General features: G+C 71.2%; 15 protein-coding genes. 5 read left to right on the forward strand and 10 right to left on the reverse strand.

Annotation, left to right across the window (positions count from 1 at the left end):
- Positions 1-3 precede the first annotated feature (3 nt).
- Entirely contained in the window at positions 4-1161 is a 1158-nt protein-coding gene (locus tag BJ964_RS23355; protein WP_188122664.1) for a TetR/AcrR family transcriptional regulator, read from the forward strand.
- A gap of 4 nt (positions 1162-1165) precedes the next feature.
- On the opposite strand, the gene BJ964_RS23360 is transcribed toward BJ964_RS23355, so the two are convergent.
- A complete protein-coding gene (locus BJ964_RS23360) occupies positions 1166-2380 on the reverse strand; it encodes an oxygenase MpaB family protein (protein ID WP_188122665.1) in 1215 nt (404 codons plus the stop codon).
- A 180-nt stretch (positions 2381-2560) separates the two neighbouring features.
- Between BJ964_RS23360 and BJ964_RS23365 the strand changes: the two genes are divergently transcribed.
- The 4 genes from BJ964_RS23365 to BJ964_RS23380 all read left to right on the forward strand — a co-directional run bounded on the left by BJ964_RS23365 (position 2561) and on the right by BJ964_RS23380 (position 6700).
- On the forward strand, positions 2561-3562 hold the full coding sequence (locus BJ964_RS23365) for a tripartite tricarboxylate transporter substrate-binding protein (protein ID WP_203832736.1): 1002 nt from the start codon (positions 2561-2563) through the stop codon (positions 3560-3562).
- A complete protein-coding gene (locus BJ964_RS23370) occupies positions 3563-4012 on the forward strand; it encodes a tripartite tricarboxylate transporter TctB family protein (RefSeq protein ID WP_188122666.1) in 450 nt (149 codons plus the stop codon).
- Positions 4012-5517 (forward strand): tripartite tricarboxylate transporter permease, encoded by a 1506-nt coding sequence (locus BJ964_RS23375; protein ID WP_188122667.1) that lies wholly within the window; start codon positions 4012-4014, stop codon positions 5515-5517. The genes BJ964_RS23370 and BJ964_RS23375 overlap by 1 nt, the downstream gene beginning before the upstream one ends.
- A 103-nt stretch (positions 5518-5620) precedes the next feature.
- Positions 5621-6700, forward strand: coding sequence for a hypothetical protein (locus tag BJ964_RS23380; protein WP_188122668.1), 1080 nt, complete (start codon positions 5621-5623; stop codon positions 6698-6700).
- On the opposite strand, the gene BJ964_RS23385 is transcribed toward BJ964_RS23380, so the two are convergent.
- The 9 genes from BJ964_RS23385 to BJ964_RS23425 form a co-directional block, all read right to left on the reverse strand.
- Positions 6697-8235, reverse strand: coding sequence for an MFS transporter (locus BJ964_RS23385; protein WP_229807311.1), 1539 nt, complete (start codon positions 8233-8235; stop codon positions 6697-6699). The genes BJ964_RS23380 and BJ964_RS23385 overlap by 4 nt on opposite strands.
- Positions 8225-8896, reverse strand: coding sequence for an LppX_LprAFG lipoprotein (locus BJ964_RS23390; protein ID WP_188122669.1), 672 nt, complete (start codon positions 8894-8896; stop codon positions 8225-8227). The genes BJ964_RS23385 and BJ964_RS23390 overlap by 11 nt, the downstream gene beginning before the upstream one ends.
- A gap of 65 nt (positions 8897-8961) precedes the next feature.
- Positions 8962-9957, reverse strand: coding sequence for a class I SAM-dependent methyltransferase (locus tag BJ964_RS23395; RefSeq protein ID WP_188122670.1), 996 nt, complete (start codon positions 9955-9957; stop codon positions 8962-8964).
- Positions 9954-10616: a hypothetical protein gene (locus BJ964_RS23400; RefSeq protein ID WP_188122671.1), complete on the reverse strand. Its 663-nt coding sequence runs from the start codon at positions 10614-10616 to the stop codon at positions 9954-9956. The genes BJ964_RS23395 and BJ964_RS23400 overlap by 4 nt, the downstream gene beginning before the upstream one ends.
- Positions 10613-11848 (reverse strand): MFS transporter, encoded by a 1236-nt coding sequence (locus BJ964_RS23405; protein ID WP_188122672.1) that lies wholly within the window; start codon positions 11846-11848, stop codon positions 10613-10615. Before BJ964_RS23405 ends, BJ964_RS23400 begins: the two co-directional genes overlap by 4 nt.
- Complete coding sequence (locus BJ964_RS23410) at positions 11845-13062, reverse strand: hypothetical protein (RefSeq protein ID WP_188122673.1); 1218 nt, start codon at positions 13060-13062, stop codon at positions 11845-11847. The genes BJ964_RS23405 and BJ964_RS23410 overlap by 4 nt, the downstream gene beginning before the upstream one ends.
- Positions 13063-13105: 43 nt before the next feature.
- Positions 13106-15421, reverse strand: a complete 2316-nt coding sequence (locus BJ964_RS23415; protein WP_188122674.1) for a B12-binding domain-containing radical SAM protein — start codon at positions 15419-15421, stop codon at positions 13106-13108.
- Positions 15422-15510: 89 nt separating this feature from the next.
- Positions 15511-15666: a hypothetical protein gene (locus BJ964_RS23420; protein ID WP_188122675.1), complete on the reverse strand. Its 156-nt coding sequence runs from the start codon at positions 15664-15666 to the stop codon at positions 15511-15513.
- 179 nt (positions 15667-15845) lie between these two features.
- Entirely contained in the window at positions 15846-18647 is a 2802-nt protein-coding gene (locus BJ964_RS23425) for a PAS domain S-box protein (protein WP_188122676.1), read from the reverse strand.
- Positions 18648-18747: the final 100 nt, after the last annotated feature.

An 18747-nucleotide genomic window follows, 5' to 3' on the forward strand; every position in this document is an offset into this window, starting at 1 on the left:
GCGGTGACCGCCGGGCCGGCTTCGGCCACCCGACCGCACAACCGCAAGCAACTCATCGTCGAGGCCGCCGGCCAGGTGTTCAGCGAACGCGGCTACCACGCCGCGTCGATGGAGGAGATCGCCGCGGGGGTGGGCATCAGCGCCGCCGCGCTGTACCGGCACTTCCCGAACAAGTACGCGCTGTTCGCCGAGTGCGCCGAAGTGATGGTCGACCGGCTCGTGGCGGCCGTCTCCTCCGTGGACGGGTCGCTGCGGGACGTGCTCGCCGCCGTCACCCGGGTGACGGTCGCGCACCGCGCCTCCGGCGGCCTGTACCGGTGGGAGGCCCGCTACCTGGAGGTCGCCGACCGCCGGCGGCTGCGGGCCAAGTTCGAGCAGGTGGTCGGGCGGGTCACCGAGCTGGTGGCCGGCGAGTTCCCGCTTCCGGAGGCGCCGCTGCGGGCCGTGGCGGCGCTCGGCGCCATCGGGTCGATCACCATGCACCACACCTCGCTCGCTCAGCGCCGGATCGAGGACCTGCTGCTCGGCTCGGCCCTGCACGTGGCGGCCACCGATCCGTCGGCCGCCGCCGGCAGCGCACGCCTGGTCGAGCCGCCCGCCTCGCCGGTGCCGCGGACCAGGCGGGCGGAGATCCTGGCGGCGGCCGTTCCGCTGTTCGCCCGGGACGGGTTCGCCAACGTCACGAACGCGCAGATCGCGCAGGCGGTGGGCCTCGCCCCGTCGGCGATCTACCGGCACTACCCCGGCAAGGTCGACATCCTGGTGGCGGCCTGCCTCCAGGCGGCCGGGCTGCTCGCGCAGGCGGTGGAGCAGAACCTGGAGCACGCGGCCGGCCCGCGGGAGGCGGTGGTGGCGCTGGCCGCGGCGTACGTGGCCTACAAGTTCGAGCACGACGCGCTCAACAGCGTCGCCGAGGCCGAGATCGCCGGCCTGCCGGACGACCTGAAGCGGCCGCTCATCCTCGCCCAGCGGGAGCACATCGCCGTCTGGGAGCAGCAGTTGCGCGGCGTCCGTCCGGAGCTGGACCCGCGTCAGGCCCGGCTGCTGGTGCACGCCGGGTTCGGCGTGGTGGTGGAGGCCGGGCGCGCGCTGCGCTGGGAGAACACGCCCGGCCACCGGGACGCCGTCACCGCGCTGGTGATCGGCGCCCTCACGCTCTGACCGCTCAGGTGCCGGCCCGGTTGCCGGTCGGGATGGTGATCGGCGTGTACGTGGCCGACGTCCCGTTGTTGAGGAACAGCATCGCCACGCCGCGGATGAACTGGTCGAACAGCGAGTACGTGGTCGGGATGATCCCCGAGGTCCCCTCCCGGAACGCCACGTACGCCGGCCAGCCGACCTCGATGACCGCGCGGGAGGCGAAGTCGCGCGGCAGCCTCAGCCAGTCCCCGACCTGGTCACCGAGCAGGTAGCGGGCGAACTCCCGCTGGAAGCCCCGGGTGACGCCCAGGTCGACCTGCGAGGTCAGCCCGAGCAGGACGTCGGCCAGGTCGATGCCCTCCGGTGTGGACGCGAGCAGCGGCGTCAGCGCGTACTGCGACTGGGCCTTGGCCGCCGCCCAGGTCGCCGGGATGAAGTCGTCCCGCACGCCCAGCAGGTGCAGCGCCACCTGCCACATGTGCAGGTACGCCTCCTCCTCGGCGGCCGACATCCGGATGCCCCACGACTTCAGCTTGCCGTACACGAAGGTGCCCAGGCTGTGGAAGGTGATCAGGATGTCGCCGTTGCTGATCGGGATGAAGTCCTGGTCGTCGGTGACCGCCCGCCAGTGCGGGGACTGCGGCAGCAGGTGCCGGACCGCGGCGTGGGTGAGGCGGGTCTTGTTCGAGGTGACGACGAAGTGGCCGGTCGGCTTGAAGGCGTCGACGGCGCTCAGGTCGTACCCGTAGGTGAAGGTCTTGGCCGCCCGCGACTTCATCACGGCGCCGCCCTCGGACCAGTAGACGTTGCGCGCCTCCCGCGGGATGACCGTGCTCATGATGCCGCTGCCCAGGCCGTACAGCAGGAAGAGATACATGCTCATGCGCTTGTTGAACTGGGCGGCCCGGTCGAGTTTGGTCTGATCGGCCCACGACGGCAGCTTGTTGTGCGCCTGGATCCAGGTGGTGAGCGCGGCCGGGATGCCGCTCGGCAGCGCGTCGCCGTTGTTGACCCACTTCTCGAACGCCGTGTTGACGCCCGGAATCTGACCGCTCTCCAGGAGGTCGACGAGCAGCGGGTCGGTGGCGTCGTCCCAGACACCCCACGGGTCGGTGACGGTGTCCGTCGCCGCGATCGAGCCGGACGACGACCAGGCCCAGGCCTTCGAGGGGTCGGCCACGCCCACCAGACCGAGGGCGGCACCGATGGTGAGGACACGTCTTCTACTGAGATTCTGCATTAGCTTACCCCTCCGTACACGGTGTTACGCGGGCGTTTCAACATTCATCGATGTGTGATTTTCGATTAACATAGCGGCACCTGACCCCACTCGGCAAGATGGCAACCCTAGTGATCAACGTCGATAGACCAATACGGTCTTCGATAGATCCCGGAGGGGTTCCGAAAAGGAGGTCAGAACATGGGTACGCGCAGGCCGCGGATGCTCGCCGCGCTCGCCGCCGTGTCGCTCGCCGCCGCCTGTTCCGAGGGCGGCGGGGACGAGGGCGGCGCCACCGGCTATCCCGAGCAGAACATCACCATCGTCGTGCCGTTCAGCGCCGGCGGCCCCACCGACACCGTCACCCGGATGATCGCCGGCCCGATGGCCGAGGCGCTCGGCGGCAAGATCGTCGTCCAGAACGTCGAGGGCGCCGGCGGCACGGTCGCGGCCGGGCAGGTCGCCCAGGCCGAACCCGACGGCTACACCGTCCTCATGCACCACATCGGCATGTCCACGGCGCCCGCCCTCTACAAGGACCTCGGATACCAGCCGCTCGAGGACTTCGCGACCGTCGGGCTGGTCACCGAGGTGCCGATGACCGTCGTCGCCCGGCCCGGCTTCCCGCCCGCCACCCTCGCCGACCTCACCGCCTACGTGAAGGCCAACCAGGACAAGGTCACCCTCGCCAACGCCGGGCGCGGCGCCGCCTCCCACCTGTGCGGGCTGCTCTTCCAGTCGGCGGCCGGGGTCAAACTCCAGGAGGTGCCGTACCAGGGAACCGGGCCGGCGCTCACCGACCTGGTCGGCGGCCAGGTCGACGTCATGTGCGACCAGACCACCAACACCAGCGGCCAGATCACGGCAGGCAAGATCAAGGCGTACGCGGTGACCACCCCGGAACGGGTCAAGAGCCTGCCCGACGTGCCCACCACCACCGAGGCCGGGATGCCGCAACTCCAGGTGAGCGTGTGGCACGGGCTGTACGTGCCGGACGGGACGCCGCCGGAGATCGTCCAGAAACTGTCCGCGGCGCTCCAGAAGGCACTGGCCGACCAGACGGTCATCGACGAGATGGCGAAACTCGGCACCGCACCGGTCACCGCCGCGGACGCCACCCCGGAGACACACCGCGCCCGCCTCGAGGAACAGATCGAGACCTGGGGCAAGGTCATCGCCGACGCCGGCGTACAGGCCTCGTAGATGCAGCGCCGACGGTCACTCCCGGACGTGCTCGCCGGGGGAGTCTTCGCCGTGATCGGCGGCGCGTTCGTGGTGGGGTCGCTCGGCTATGACCGGGGGACCCCGCTACGGATGGGCCCCGGCTACTTCCCGCTGCTGGTCGGCGCGATCGTGACCGTCCTGGGCCTGGCGATCGTGGTGAAAGGACTCGTCGCCGGATCCGATCTTCCCTTCGAAGCCGTCCCGTGGCGGGCCGTCGTGCTCGTCATCGCGGCGGTCGTGTTCTTCGGCGTCTTCGTCCGGGTGCTCGGCTTCGTCCCCACGTCCTTCGGCACCGCGCTGCTCACCGCGTTCGCCGGCCGGCGGGTCCGGCCGCTCACCGCCCTGGCCGTGGCGGCCGGCCTCACCCTGGCCGCCACCGTCATCTTCATCGTCGGGCTCCAGCTGCGGCTCCCGCTGTGGGGCTGGTGATGGACCTCTTCGACAACCTCGTCCTCGGCTTCTCCACCGCTCTGCTCATCCAGAACGTCCTCTGGTGCTTCGTCGGCGTGCTGCTCGGCACCGCCGTCGGCGTGCTGCCCGGCATCGGGCCGACCGCCACGGTCGCCATGCTGCTGCCGATCACCTTCGAGTTCGAGCCGGTCACCGCGCTGATCATGCTGGCCGGCATCTACTACGGCGCCCAGTACGGCGGCTCCACCACCGCCATCCTGATCAACCTGCCCGGTGAGTCGTCGGCCGCGGTCACCGCCCTCGACGGCCACGAGATGGCCCGCCAGGGCCGCGCCGGACCGGCCCTCGCGGCCGCCGCGATCGGCTCCTTCGTGGCCGGCACGGTCGCCACCGTCATCCTGGCCGTCGCCGCCCCGCCGCTGGCCGCCGTCGCCCTCGAATTCGGCCCGGCCGACTACTTCGCGCTCGTCCTCTTCGGCCTCATCGTGTCGATCACCCTGGCCCGCGGCTCGCCACTGAAAGCCCTCGCGATGATCGCGCTCGGCATCCTGCTCGGCACGGTCGGCCAGGACATCTACACCGGTACGCCGAGATTCGTCCTCGGTCAGCGCGAACTCTACGGCGGCATCGACTTCGTGTCCGTCGCCGTCGGCATGTTCGGCATCGCCGAGATCCTGCGCAACCTGGAGAACGAACGCGACCGCCCCGCACTCCTCGGCCAGGTCACCCATCTGTGGCCCACCCGGGAGGACCGCCGCCGCATCGTCGGCCCGATCCTGCGCGGCACCGCCCTCGGCGCCGCCCTCGGGGTGCTGCCCGGCGGCGGCCACGTGCTGTCGTCGTTCACGTCGTACGCCGTCGAGAAGCGCGTCTCGAAACGGCGGGCCGAATTCGGTCACGGCGCCATCGAGGGCGTGGCCGGCCCCGAGTCGGCCAACAACGCCGCCGCACAGACCTCGTTCATCCCCCTGCTCACCCTGGGACTGCCCGCCCACCCGGTGATGGCGCTGATGGTCGGCGCGTTCATCGTGCACGGCATCACCCCCGGCCCCAACGTGATCAACGACGAGCCGGAGCTGGTCTGGGGCCTGATCGCGTCCATGTGGATCGGCAACGTGCTGCTCGTCCTGCTGAACCTGCCGCTGATCGGCATGTGGGTGCGGCTGCTGCGCATCCCGTACCAGGTGCTCTTCCCGATGATCGTGCTGTTCGCCGTGATCGGCACCTACTCGCTGGGCTTCAACTCCTACGACGTCTACGCGATCGCCTTCTTCGGCCTGCTCGGCTACGTCCTGATCAAATGCGGCTGCGAACCGGCCCCACTGCTGCTCGGCTTCGTCCTCGGCCCGCTGCTGGAGGAGAACCTGCGCCGTGCCCTGATCATCTCCCGCGGCGACCCCACCGTCTTCCTGTCCCGCCCGATCTCGGCCGGTCTCCTGCTCCTGACCGTCGCGGCCCTGATCGTGGTCGCCCTGCCCGCCATCCGCCGCAGCCGCGAAACCGTGTTCACCGAGGAGGACTGACCGCCTCACCGTGAAGCACGGTTGATGATCCACCCGCCGGGAGGTGCGGAGAAGACTTTCGATACAGTCGCCTCCCAGGTGAGGGAAAGGCTGATCGAGGAACATGGCTGAGGACGGGACGGGCTCCGAGCCTTCGGAAGAGGCCGGCGCGGCCACCCCGGAGCCGATGCGGGCCGACACCGAGCCGGACGGCCCCTCGGCCAGTGACACCGACAAGACCGAGCACGCGCCCCTCGCCCAGTGGGCGAGCCGGGCCGGCGGGCGCGCCCAGCCGGCGGCCGGATCGGCGGAGCTCCAGGCGCCGACCGACCCGTGGCCGGAACCGATCCAGGGCCTGGGAGCACCGGCTGACCAGGCGGCGGTCGATCACCTGGAGACACTCAGTTACATTCCGCCGCCGGCCCTGCCCGCGACCCTGGCCGCCGCCCCGGAGAGGCTCTCCGCCCGCGGTCTGATCGCCATCCTGGCGGTCACCGCGTTCGTCCTCCTGGTCGCCGCGGCCGGACTCGTCGGGGCGGTGCTGGCGGAGACCGGGAAGCGCCGGGACACGCCCGCCGCCTCCCGGTCGTCCGCGTCCGGCGCCGCGACCCGGGTGTCCTCCCCGGCCGACGGCACCGGGCCCACCCCGTCGACCGCCGTCACGGACGCCCTGGAGGAGCCGATCCCGGCCGGGCCGTTGGCGCAGGGCGTCCCGCCGGCGAGCGTCTTCGACATGGACGAGATCTGCAGGGGCGAGACCTACTGGCCGATGCTCCCGAAGCGGACCGGCAAGGCGCCGCACCCGACGCTCGTCTACGGCGACACGGGCGACCAGGGCCGGCTGCCGTACACGATGTTCAACACCTGGTTCCTGAAGTCGAAGGACAAGGAAACCGCCTGGTCCTACGACAAGCCCCCGACGACGATCCAGCTGGTCGCCTGCGTGGACCGGGTGGCGACCGGCGCCAAGGTCCGCACCTGCACCGACCCCGAGCGCTACGAGGGGACCGGGGTGCTGCATCGCGCCACCTACCGCGTGCACCTCCACGAGACGGCCACCGGCAAGAAGCTGTTCGACAAGAAGATGGAGGCGAAGGACACCTCCTGCCCCCAGGTGGCCCGCCTCGAGCCGGACAAGAAGCTCTACATGGAGCTCGGCGAGCCCGCCCTGGTCGCGGCCCTGGGCAAATTCGTCGAGAATTAGCGCCGGTCAGATCCGGCCGCCCCGGCGGGACTGCCCGCGAGCAGCAGCCCGAGCAGCGCCCCGGCCACGCAGAGAACGGCCGTGGCCAGGAAGATCTCGCGGTACTCGGTCTGCAGGGCGGCCTTGACCGCCGCCTCGTAGACGGCGAGCCGGGCCTGGTACTCGGCCGGGTCGACGCCGAACGGCAGCGGGGTGTCGAGTGTCGCGGTCAACGTCTGGAAGCGGTGCAGCCCCCACGCGGTCAGCGTGGCGACACCGAGCAGCATGCCGACCATCCGGGCCACGACCGCGGCCGCGGAGGCCACACCGTGCCGGTCCGGCGGAGTGACACGCAGCACGGCCGCGGCGAGCGGCGCGATCACCAGGCCGAGACCGAACCCCGCGACGACGAGGTCGGTGTCCAGGCGGGGCAGGACGCCGGCGTAGCGCACGGCGAGCACATCGGTCGGCCAGTGCGCGATCAGCGCGTACCCGAAAGCCGCCGTGAGCAGCCCGGTCAGGGTGACCAGCCGCTCGCCCAGGCGGGCGAGCAGCACGCCGCCGAGCAGGGCCCCGACGGGCAGGGCGACCAGGAACCGGGTGAGCAGCAGCGTGCCGCCGAACGCGTCCCTGCCGAGCAGCGTCTGCGCGATCAACTGGACGTCGACGAGGGTCACCATCAGGGCGGCGCCGGTGCAGAAACTCGCGCCGAGCGCGGCGAGAAAAGGCGCCATGCGCACGCCCGCGGGATCGAACAGCTTCGTTCGGGTCCGGCTCTCCCACCAGACGAAGATCAGGAGTACGGCCACCGCCGCGCCGATCGCGACGGGACCCCAGTCCGGCAGCACCGAGTTCCGCGGATCCGGGTTGTAGAGCCCGGCGACGAGCAGGGCCAGCCCGGCGGCGAGCAGGATGCCGCCGACCACGTCGACGGCGGGGCGTTCCCGGCCGGCGGCGCTCTCGCGGGGCAGCGCGATCAGCACCGCGACGATGGCCATGATCGCCAGCGGGATGTTGATCCAGAAGATGCCCCGCCAGCCGATCAGCGCCGCGACCGCGCCACCGTAGATCGGGCCGAGCACACTGCCCAGCTCCTGCGCGGCGCCGACCGTGCCGAGAGCGACCGCGCGACGCCGCTGCTCCGTCCACAGGTCACCGGCGAGGGCCATCGTCACCGGCAGCAGCGCGCCACCGGCCAGCCCCTGTAGCACCCGGCCGGTCACCAGCCAGTACAGCGACTCGCCGGACCCGGCGGTGACCGCCGAGCCCACCGCGAATCCGGCCAGGCACGCGACGATGACCGCGCGGCGGCCGAACCGGTCGGAGAACGAGCCGAGCAGCGGCATCCCGGCCACGTACCCGAGCAGGTAGCCGGTGACGATCGGGGTGGCGCGTTCCAGCCGGTTGAGCGGGATGTGCAGGTCGCCGAGGATGTCGGTGAGGACGGTGACCACGACGTACGCGTCGAGGGCCCCCAACAGCACGGCGGCGCCACCGACGCCGATCGCCAGCCGCCGCCGCGCCACCGGCACGGTGGCCGTGGCGTCAGGGTGCACTGATCACCGCCGGCACGTCGTACTCCTCGAACGTCACCGTGACCGACCCGCCCGGCAGCGTGAAGGCTGCCTTGAGCAGGCGCTTGTCGGCGTCGGCGATCCACAGTTTCGTCGGGATGGTGCCGGTGAGGCCGGGGATGAGCCCGGCCAGCCCGGTGCCGGTCGTGTTGGCCGCGACCCGCCAGGCGTCCTTGCCGCCGACCGCCTCGGCGGCCTCGGTCTCGGGGCTGGTCACGGATTCGAGCATCGTGACGACGCCGCGCTCGGGGTCGAGGATGGCCGACGGGTCGTAGACGGTGGCCGCCAGGGTGAGCGGCAGCGTCTGGTAGCCGCCGGTCGGCCCCTTCAGGTAGAGCTTGTCGCCGACGATCACGAACTCCAGCTCGACGGTCGAGCCGGACTGCTCGATCTGCGCCGTGCCCTTCGCGTTGCCCTCCCTGGTCAGGGTGCCCTCGGCCCGTCGCAGGCTGAGCCCGGCGATCTCACCGTCGGCGACGATCAGGAAGCGCGTGGTCTTGACCTCGCGCATCGCCGCCGCGCACTCGTCCACCAGTGTGGCGCCGTTCGGCAGGCTGTCCACGTCCTCCTTCTTGTCGCGAGTGCACGCGACCAGCGAGGACATGACGACGACCAGGGCAAGCAGGGCACGGAGTCGGACCATAGAGCGAATGCTAGACCGCTCGGCGATCCCTGTCGCTCGTCCGCACACACCGTGGCGGCCGTTGATCACAGCCCGTCCCGCCAGACGCCGTCACCGTCCCGGACCAGACCGGAGGCCAGGAGCCGGTGCAGGGCCCGGCGCGCCTCCGCCGCTGGGACGCCGGCCCGTGCCGCGATGGTGTCCTCGAGCGCCGCGCCCAGTACGACAGCCGCGTGGACCCGGCGGCACACCGGATCGGTCAGCACCGCGCCCTCCGAGGTGAGCACGGGCGGCCGTACCCTCTCGTCCTCTCCCAGCGCGGCCAGTTCGCTTCCGAAGGACGCTCCTCTGTCCCGTTCCCAGCCGGCCAGCTTACGCAGCAGGGTCAGTCCCGCCTGGCGGAACTTGTGCGGTTCGGCGAGCGTCAGCATCTCGAAACCGGACCCAGGGCCGGTCTGCCGGCGGAGGGCCTGAATCAGCGGTGTCGGCACTGTCCGCAGAACCGGCCGGGAATGGCTCGCGCTCCGCACCACGGCGGCCGAGACCGGTTCGTGTACGGCCACCAGCCCGCCTGGGCGCAACCGGGGCCACAGCGCGGTGAGGAAGCGGGCGTCGTCGGCTTGACCACCGGCGTCCAGCCAGACGAGGTCGAAGGGGCCGTGCGCGTCCAGCGCCGCGGCGTCGATGGTGAAGAAGTCCTGTTCCAGGAACTCCAGGAGGTGGGCGAGCCCCAGTTTCGCCGCGGCGGCCACCACGTCGGCGGCGGTCGTCCCCGCTACCGACAGATCGTCGACGACGAGCAGCCGTGGCTCGTACCGGGCGGACAGCGCTCCCGGATGCAGCACGGCGGCCCGGGCCTCGTCGGTCTCCTCACCCGCCACGATCCGGCGGTCGCGTTCGGTGGCATCCACCGCGTCGGCGAGGCCGGAGAGCAGATGCAGGGTGGTGGAGCCGGCGCCCACCTCGAGAATCCGTTCGGGGCGGGTCATCCGTACCAGGCCGGCCAGCAGCGGCCCGGTGTTCTCGGTGCCCATCCCGGGATGGGTGAGGTCGGCGAGGAACGTGTTCAGGTCCGCGGTCATGCGGTGACCAGCCGGAGGATGCCCTGCCGGGCCAGGTCGTCGACCGCGGACCGGATCTTCGGCGGGAGCCCGGCCAGGGGAAGGCCGTCGCCGCGCCCGGCGGCGCTCCAGAGGGCCAGCAGGGCCGGTGTGGCCCGGACCGAGGTGCCGACGGCGGCATTGATCAGGGTCTCCGGTGCGGCGACTGTCCAGTTCTCCTGGATCGCGTGCGCACCCTCGCCGACGGTCGCCGCCGGGCTCACCTCGATGATTCCCAGGCGGAGAAGACCGACGAGACCGGTCGTGCCGTCCCCACTCCAGCCGGCGGCGACCTCCTGTGCCGTGCCGCCCGCCCGTATCGCCTCCGCGACCGGCGTCGGCACCTCCACCAGCACCGGTCCGGACGCCCGGAAGAGGGCGGTCACCCGGTCCGGTTGGTCCAGCCCTCGTAGGAACGGCGGGCCTTCCGGGTGGACGGTGACGCCGGAACCGAGCCGTATCCGCCGCCGTGGGCCGAGAGCCCGGGGCCAGACGTCGCGGTCCAGAACGGGGCCCGGACGTACCGCCACGAGCCGGACCTCGGCTTCCGTGGTCGGCTCACCCCAGGCGTACTCCCACGCCATCGGCACGGTGGCGCCGGTGTGTGCGCAGAACCGGGGCTGCACCGCGTCCACCCTCACTCGGCGGCCACCTCGGCGGGTTCCGCCACCGGAGCGTCGGCCGGCCGGCGGCTCAGCAGCAGCAGGCCGATCGACCCGGCGAGCACGGCGATCGCGCCACCGACGAGGAGGACGCCGCGCGCCCAGTCCGCGGGGAAGAGTGCGGCGGAAGCGAACCCGGTGGCCACCGCGGTCTGCAGGGTCGCGCCGTAGGCGGCGCCGACCCGCCCTCGCTTGTGGTCCGGGCAGTCGGCCATCACCGCGGTACGCAGCGACACGTTCTGCATCGCGTTGGCCATGCCACCGATCACGTTGAACACCAGCAGCGCGAGCAGTACCGGCACCAGGCCGGTGACGAGGTAGGCCGCGCCGATCGTGGTCGCCGACCCGACGGCGAGCACCGCCATCCGGCCGGTACGGGCCAGCCGCATCAGCAGCATCGGCCCGATCACCAGCCCGACGCTCCAGCAGGCCAGCAGGACGCCGTAGGCCGCGCCCTCACGATCGAAACGCTGGGTGAAGAACGGCAGCATGACGTTGCCGACCGAGGTGGTGGCGATGGTGACGAAGACGACCGACAGGGTGATGCGCGGGGTGCCGTTGCGCCACAGCCACGACAAGCCGTCCCGCAGCGCTCCGGCGGGCCGGTCCTCAGCCGGGGACTCCGGCGGAGCCGGTTCCGGCGGAGCCAGGGACGCGGTGATCAGCGGCATGGCGGCGAGGGCGATCACGAAGGTGGCCGCATCGGCCAGCAGGGCCAGTCGGGTGCCACCGAGCGCGACGAGGCCACCGGCCAGCAGCGGCCCGGCCACATAGCCCGCGTTGCGGGTGCTCTCCAGAATCGAGTTGGCCCGTACCAGCGCCGGGCCGGGGAAGAGCCGGGGAACCAGCACCATGACGCACGTCTGCGCGATCGCACCGAGGGCGCCGAGCAGGACCGTCGCCCCGATGAGGAGATAGGACCGGTCGGCACCGGACGCCGCTACGGCGATCACTGCCTCGCCGGCCAGCGCGGCGGCGAGAAGCCCGTCCGAACGGTACCGCTCGGCGAGCCGGCCGATCCACGACGCGAACAGGATGCCGGGCAGCAACGAGGCGACGAACTGGGCCGACACGACGACCGTGGTCTGCGTCGCCGTGGCGCCGCGCAGCGCCAGTGCGACGGTGGCGATCTCGTCGCCGACGGTGCTGATCAGCAGAGCCACGAGGACGGCCGGCAACCGCCAGCCCCGCAGGCCCGGTACGACGGTCATGCGGTCACGTCCAGCGCCGCCCAGGACTGGAGCCGCACCAGAACGGCCAGCAGCACCGCCGGCGCCGCGCCGTCCAGGTCGACGGCCGCACCGCTGTCGAGTCGCCGCAGAGCCACCTCGATGGCGGGATCGTCGGCGACCCGCAGGACATGGCCCTGGGACGAGATCGCGAGACGGCCGTCGGCGAGTCTGCGGGACCGTAGGACGGCGCGGGTACGAAGCCGTACGGAAGCGCCCGCCGGGATCGCCCTGGGCTGGTCGGCGGGCCGGCCGACGTCGAGACCGGAGGAGGTGATGGACCGTGACCACTGATCCCACAGCAGATCCTCGGCCCGGGCCACGTCCGAACCGAGGACGGAGGTGAGCAGCCGTGCCGCGTCCGGCGGCACGGCCGGCGCGTCCGGCAGCGGGGCGAGACCGGCGCCGCCGGCGCCGTCCGCCAGCAGCCGGTCGACGACGGCCGCGACCCGGGACCGCACGTCCGAACGGGTGAAGAACGCGATGTTGACGTTCACCGAGACGTCGTCGGGCGACTCACCGACGTGCAACTGCGGCGAGGGGAAGTACGTCAGACCACCGGGTACGCCCACGAGCACCTCGGCGCTGTCGCGCGCGGCCGAGTAGTCGAGGGTCTTCTGCGGCACCTGGCCGGCGGCCTCGGCCGGCCAGGTGAGCAGCGTCTTACGTCCGCGCAACGTGAACCCGAAGTTGCCGGCGTGGTCGACGTGGACGCCGACGTTGGTCGAGGCGTACCGGCCGATGAAGGTGTCGATGTCGACGCGGCCGGCCGGCCGGCTCCCGGTGTGTTCGTAGACGTCGTCGGCGAGCGCCTTGGCACGGTCCCACAACGGCGCCGAGACCGCGTGCAGCCCGGAGACCGCCACGTTCCAGTCATGATCGCGCCAGCGCCCGTCGAGGCGGGAGAGGTACTCGTCGAGGGTTCGCTCCCCGTCGCGGGGCAGGAAGTCGAGCGTGTCGACCGGCTGCATGCGGCCGTCGATGTTGGCGACGAACCGGGGGAGCCCTCCGCTGGTCCGGCCGGTCCGGACCTGCTCGGCGGTGCGCAGCAGGGCGGAGAAGAGCTGATCCTCGGTCAACCCCAGGCGCAGCGCGGAAGTCTCCTGTGACAGGGGGCGGCGCTCCCAGTGGTCGGCCGCGAACGCCGTCCAGAAGGACGCGAGGTCCGCCGGCGCGGTGGCGGGTGCTGAGGTCACAGGTTACTCCTCGGGGGGATCTCGATGGTGTCTGAGGCCACGGTCAGGTCGCGGCCGGCACGCCGGCCAGGGCGGGCGCGAGCACCGCCGGGATGAGCACGTGATGAGCGACCAGCTCATGCAGGACGGTCTCCAGACGGGCGCCGGGAAGCCGGGTACGCCGACCCAGTTCCGCCTCGGTCGCGCCGTTGCGGGCGAGCATCCAGAGGGCGCGTCCCGCGGCGCCGACCCGTGCGGCCCGGCCGCGTTCCGGGGAGACCAGCACGCAGCCACCATCCGGCTGCACATCGGTCGTCGTATGCGGATGGGACGTGTACCAACGGACACCGTCCACCGGCGGCTCGCAGGTGGACGTGGTGAGAACCCCGCAGTCGAGCAGGCGCAGCAGCGCCGGGAGGACCGGAACGAGCCCGGGGTCCGCGGTCAGTTCGGCCACCGTGACGGGCGCCCGCAGGTGTTGCGCCCAGAGAGCCGGCAACGTCAGAACCGCGTCGGCGGCCGGCGCGTACACGTGGACGGTGGCGCCGTCGCCGGGCCGCACACCGATTCCGGTCGCCGGCGTGACGAGCGTGTCCGGGGTCAGTGACCAGGTTCGTGGCCGTGGCAGCGGCAGGGTGCGCTCGGGCATGGGAGCCTCACGCGCCGCCCAGAGAAAGGACCACTCCTCGGCGTCACCGATCCAGGTGGCCCGGTGCAGGGCGGTGCCGGGCGCCGGCCCGGCCCCGCCGGAGGTGAGTTCGCGTGCGCGCTGCTGGCCGATCCCGTCGGTGACCGTGTAGTCGACCTCGAACGCGAGATCGTCCTCGGGCGGCGGTGCGATCAGGGTGACACCGAACAGGTCTGGCCGCTCGCCGACCGGCGAGAGCAGATCCAGGATGAAGGGGCCGTTCGCCGCGGTGGAATAGGGCACGGCGAACTCCTCGGTGGACCGGCGCAGCGCCTCCGCGCTGAACTCGGCGGTGGCCGCCGCCTCGGACTCCGTCTCGCCGGGGAAGCCGGTCATGCAGAACAGATGCACGGGTACGCGGTTGCGCAGCAGAGCCTCCATGGAGGGCTCGATGTCCGCCTGTTTGACCCCCTTGCGCATGAGGTCGAGCACCCGCTGGTTGTACGACTCCAGTCCCAGGTCGAGCCGACGGCATCCGGAGGCCCGCAACAGACCGGCCAGTTCGTCGTCGAGGCCGCGGCTGAAGCGCGTCTCCCCGTACCAGAAGAGTTGGTTCTCGTTCTGGACCAGGGATTTCGCCACCCCGCGCAAGGAGGTGAGGGTGAGGATCTCGTCGACGAACATGAAGGTGTCCCCACCGTGCCGCCGCGACAGCTCCGCCATGTCGCGGACCACGTCGTCGGGCCGGCGGATCCGGAACTTGTTGCTGGCGAACGGGATCGAACAGAACGCGCAGTCCCAGGCGCAGCTGCGCGACGCCTGTAGCGGCAGCACCGGTCCCGGCGCGAAGTAGCGGTCCAGCGGCAGCCCGGTGAAGTCGGGCGTGGGCAGTGCGGAGATGTCCACCATCTCCGGTCCGGTGCGGAGCAGGCCGCCGCGCCCGTCCGCCTGGAGCAGCCCGGGGACGGGCCGATCGTCGGCGCCGGTGATCCGGTCACAGAGGGCGGGCAGGGCGTCCTCGCCCTCGTAGGAGATGAACGAATCCACGTACGCGAAGAACGGGTGCTCCTGCTTCCACCGGCCGACCATCCGGGTCGTGAAGTTGCCACCCATCACGACGTGCACGTCAGGACGCCGGCGCTTCACCTCACGGGCGACCGTGACGGCCGCGATCAGCTGGGTGTCGGCCGAGACGGAGATCCCGACGACCGCGAGCTCCGGGTCGTCGAGACCTCGCAACGGGCGGCGCGCCAACGTCCAGGCATAGACGCTGCGGTCGGCGTCGGCCGCGGCGGTCAGGACGTCCGAGGTCCGCCGTGGCGAGAACATCGAGAAATTGCCGCGCAGGTCGAAGGTGAGACCGGGGAAGCCGGCCGAGACACAGGCGAGAGCGTTGCGGACCACCGTGGCCGCTTCCGTGAAGCCGACCGGGTCGGTGGCGACGTCCGGCCGCATCAACCGGGTACGCGCCTCGTCGATCGCCCGAATGGTGGCGGGAAAGGCAGCGAGGATCTGCTCGTGCGCCTCTCGGGCATCGCCGTGCAGATGCCCGGCACGGCGCTCGGCGAGGTGATGAAGGTCGGTGAGGCCTTCCGCGGAGACCAGCCAGTCGGTCTGCTCGATGCTCAGATCCACCGACGTCACGTTCCATCCGTGCCGGCGCATCACCGCGGCGAGCAGCGGCACCGCCAGATGGGGCGCGTACACATTCCAGATCGGTGGGTTGACGAGCATGATGTGTGGCTTGGGCATCGGCACTTCCAGGCACGGGGAATCGCGGCAGAACGGCTTACGGATTCAGGCGACGGCCAAATGGCCCGATCGGTGTGGTGCCGGGAAGGTCAGCCCTGCGGCGGGGTCGGCAGCAGCGCGTACTTGGAGTTGATCCGGTTCGGAGCGATGGGCTCCACCTGGAGGTCCTCATCGACGGAGACGAGCTTGAGCAGCTCGTCGAGCTCGGAGTCCTCGGTGCCGTTGTAAGCGATGGCGTCGTGCATCGGTGAATCCTTTCGGTTGTAGCAGCAGGCTTCGTGAGCAGCGCGAATTGCAGGATGCGCTTCGTTCTGCCGCGATCCCCGTCGCCTGACGTGGTGGAAACCTATCACAGATGATCTATGTATCAGCTGTGAGAATGTCCGGATTCGTCGATGAGCCCGCCCTACCCGGTCATGGAATTTCAGCGGGGCAGGGTCACGGTGAACGTGGTGCCGCCGTTGGGTGCCGGCCGGGCGGTGATGGTGCCGTCGTGTGCGTCGACGATGGCTTTGGTGACGGCGAGGCCGAGGCCGGTGCCTTTGATCTTGCGGTCGGTCGCGGTGCTGGCGCGGAAGAAGCGGGTGAAGAGTTTGGGGTATTGGTCGGCGGGGATACCGATGCCGGTGTCGCTGATGCTGATCGTGATGGTGGTGTCGTCGGCGTGTGCGGTCACGGCGGCGGTGCCGCCGGCGGGTGTGTATTTGATGGCGTTGGAGAGCAGATTGTCGACGACCTGCCGGAGCCGGGGGGCGTCGCCGGGTACCACCGGCAGGGGGCCGATGTCGGTGGTGAGGGCGACCGATTGGGTTTCGGCCTGGGGTCGGTGGTCGTCCACGGCTTGGCGCAGCAGCCGGTCCAGGCGCAGTGGTTTGAGGTCGATGGTGGTTCGCCCACTGTCGAAGCGGGCGAGGTCCAGCAGGTCTTCGACGAGGTGGTTGAGGTGGTCGCTGGTACGCGCGATGACGGCGAGTTCGGGTTGGTCGGCCAGGCCGGGTTCCTCGCGCAGTGCCTCGGTGTAGGCGGCGATGATGGCGATCGGGTTGCGCAGCTCGTGGCTGACGACGGCGACCAGCTCGTCTTTCATCCGGTCGAGTTCTTGCAGGCGGCGTACCTGGTGCTGTTCCTGGGCGAGTAGCCGTTCCCGTTGGTCGGCGAGTTCCCGGCGTTCGGTGATGTTCGTGGCGACCCCGTCGATGTAGAGGTGGCCGTTCGCGCGGCGGGGGACGGCGCGCATCCACACCCAGCGGGTGACGCCGTCGAAGCCGACCATCCGGCATTCGCATTCGGCCGGCTCGCCCGTCGCCGTCTGCTCGTGGTATCGCTGGAATATCTCCCGGTCGTCCGGATGCACGAGCCCTGTGATGGTGGTTGCCATATCCGCGTCGGTGGGCAGCGTGCCGCCGAAGATGCCTTTTCCGCCGACGCTGGAGTAGTGCGAGCGGACCTCGCCGGACGGGGTGATCTCGACGGTCCAGAAGGAGTCGTTGACCTGCTCGATGACCCGGTTGAAGTCGCGGCGGGCGGCGGCCAGCGCGAGGGTGAGGTCCTCGGCGCGGCGTCGTTCCACGAAACGGCCGACCTGTCCGGCGATGTCGCGCAACACGGCGAGGATCTCGTCGTCGCGATCGATCTCGGTATCGGTGAAGAACACGAGCGCGCCGGCCACTTCGTGACCGCGGTGCACCGGTACACCGATCCCCGTCCGCAGCCCGGCCCGGTACCCGGCCCGCACCCGGCCCCGGTGGGGGAAGGCGAGGTCGCGGATCAGGTCGGTGCTCCAGATCTCGATGCCGCGTTCCCAGACGGAACCGGCCAAGGCGTGGCCGCGGGTGACGGCCCGCGTACCTTCGTCGCGGAAGGCCGTCAGGTCGGTGCCGGGCCGGCTCCAGCAACTGTTCCGGACGATCAGGTTCCGTTCCTCGTCGACCTCCCAGTATTCGGCGCAGGCCCATTGCAACTCCGCGGCGACAGCCGCGGCGGCCGCGGCCGCCGCCTCCTGCGCTGAGGTGGCTTCGGAGAGCGCGCTCGCCACGGCGTACCGGCAACGGCGCAGCAGTTCGGCGCGGCGGGTCTCAGTGACCTCGTGCATCGCCTCCACGGCGCCGAGGTGCCGCCCGTCCGCGGTTTCCACCGGCCGGGAGTTGCTGAGGAAGTAGCGTGGTGGCCGGCCCGGGACGACGATCGCCTTCTCCTGGCGCCGCACGATCTCACCCCGGTGGGCGCGGGCCAGCCCGACATCCTCCGGCCGCATCGGGGTATGCCCGTCCGGCTCGAACAGATGGTAGGTCCGCGGCCACGACTCCGGCCCGAGCGGCCGCATCTCCTGGCCGTGGATCTCCTGCATGGCCGGGTTGAACAGGGTCAGGACGCCCCGGCTGTCGCAGGCCGCCACCCCGACGTCCAGGCTGTTCAGCACCGCCTGGAGGAAGGCCCGTTCGCTCTCCAGCTCGGTGCGCGCCACGGTCCGCTCGGTGATGTCGTGCATGAACATGCTGAACACCGGCCGGCCGTGGTCGTCGTTCATGTACAGGGATATCTCGACCGGGATCTCCCGGCCCCGCTTGTCCAGCAAGGCCAGTTCCAGCCACCGCCCGGCCAGCTCGGAGGCTCCGGTACGCCGGGCCTCGGCCAGCCGCTGTTCGTGCCGGTCCCGGTTTCTCGGCGGCACGAGCAGGTCGGTGGTGCGCTTCCCCAGGACTTCGGCGGCGGACCAGCCGAACAGTTGCTCGGAGGACCTGTTCCACCCGATGATCCGCCCGTCGGCATCCATCGACAGGTAGGCCTCGATCGCGCCGTCCAGCATGCTCTGCAGCTGTCCCGCGGACTGCCGTGCGGCATCGTACGCGGTGAACAGCGCGATCTCCGACTCGGCGGTCTCGGCCAGATCGAGCAGGTTCTGCAGGTCGTCGTCGGTCCACTGCCGCGGCACGACATCGGCCACGAAGAACACACCGGGCGGCTCCCCGTCCGGCCCTCGCAGCGGATACCCGGCGTAGGCGACGGTCTCGTGTCTCCGGACCGCCGGGTCCTGGCTCAGCCGCGGGTCGGCGTCGCAGCGGACGACGATCAGCGGGTTGCCCTCGCCGGCCACGTACCGGTTGCACGGATGCGAGTCGTTCGGGTCCGTGCCGGGCCGGGACACTCCCGCGATCGGGGCGTGCAGCTGCCGCGCGGCCATCCGGGCCAGCCGGTCCAACCCCGGCGCCGGGTCCTGCGCGCGCACCCTCACCTTCAGGGGATCGGCGGGATCGCGCTCCTGCTGAGCGCGTGCGGCGCATCCGAAACATCAGACGATCCCGGGCGACGGTGAACGAAAGCGGGCC

This window comes from Actinoplanes lobatus (assembly GCF_014205215.1).
Classification (GTDB): Bacteria; Actinomycetota; Actinomycetes; order Mycobacteriales; family Micromonosporaceae; genus Actinoplanes; species Actinoplanes lobatus.

Excerpts from the sequence above, each read along its gene's own strand:
- BJ964_RS23360 (WP_188122665.1), bottom strand. The coding sequence starts at position 2,380 with ATGCAGAATCTCAGTAGAAGACGTGTCCTCACCATCGGTGCCGCCCTC.
- BJ964_RS23365 (WP_203832736.1), top strand. The coding sequence starts at position 2,561 with ATGGGTACGCGCAGGCCGCGGATGCTCGCCGCGCTCGCCGCCGTGTCG.
- BJ964_RS23370 (WP_188122666.1), top strand. The coding sequence starts at position 3,563 with ATGCAGCGCCGACGGTCACTCCCGGACGTGCTCGCCGGGGGAGTCTTC.
- BJ964_RS23375 (WP_188122667.1), top strand. The coding sequence starts at position 4,012 with ATGGACCTCTTCGACAACCTCGTCCTCGGCTTCTCCACCGCTCTGCTC.
- BJ964_RS23380 (WP_188122668.1), top strand. The coding sequence starts at position 5,621 with ATGGCTGAGGACGGGACGGGCTCCGAGCCTTCGGAAGAGGCCGGCGCG.
- BJ964_RS23390 (WP_188122669.1), bottom strand. The coding sequence starts at position 8,896 with ATGGTCCGACTCCGTGCCCTGCTTGCCCTGGTCGTCGTCATGTCCTCG.
- BJ964_RS23395 (WP_188122670.1), bottom strand. The coding sequence starts at position 9,957 with ATGACCGCGGACCTGAACACGTTCCTCGCCGACCTCACCCATCCCGGG.
- BJ964_RS23405 (WP_188122672.1), bottom strand. The coding sequence starts at position 11,848 with ATGACCGTCGTACCGGGCCTGCGGGGCTGGCGGTTGCCGGCCGTCCTC.
- BJ964_RS23415 (WP_188122674.1), bottom strand. The coding sequence starts at position 15,421 with ATGCCCAAGCCACACATCATGCTCGTCAACCCACCGATCTGGAATGTG.
- BJ964_RS23420 (WP_188122675.1), bottom strand. The coding sequence starts at position 15,666 with ATGCACGACGCCATCGCTTACAACGGCACCGAGGACTCCGAGCTCGAC.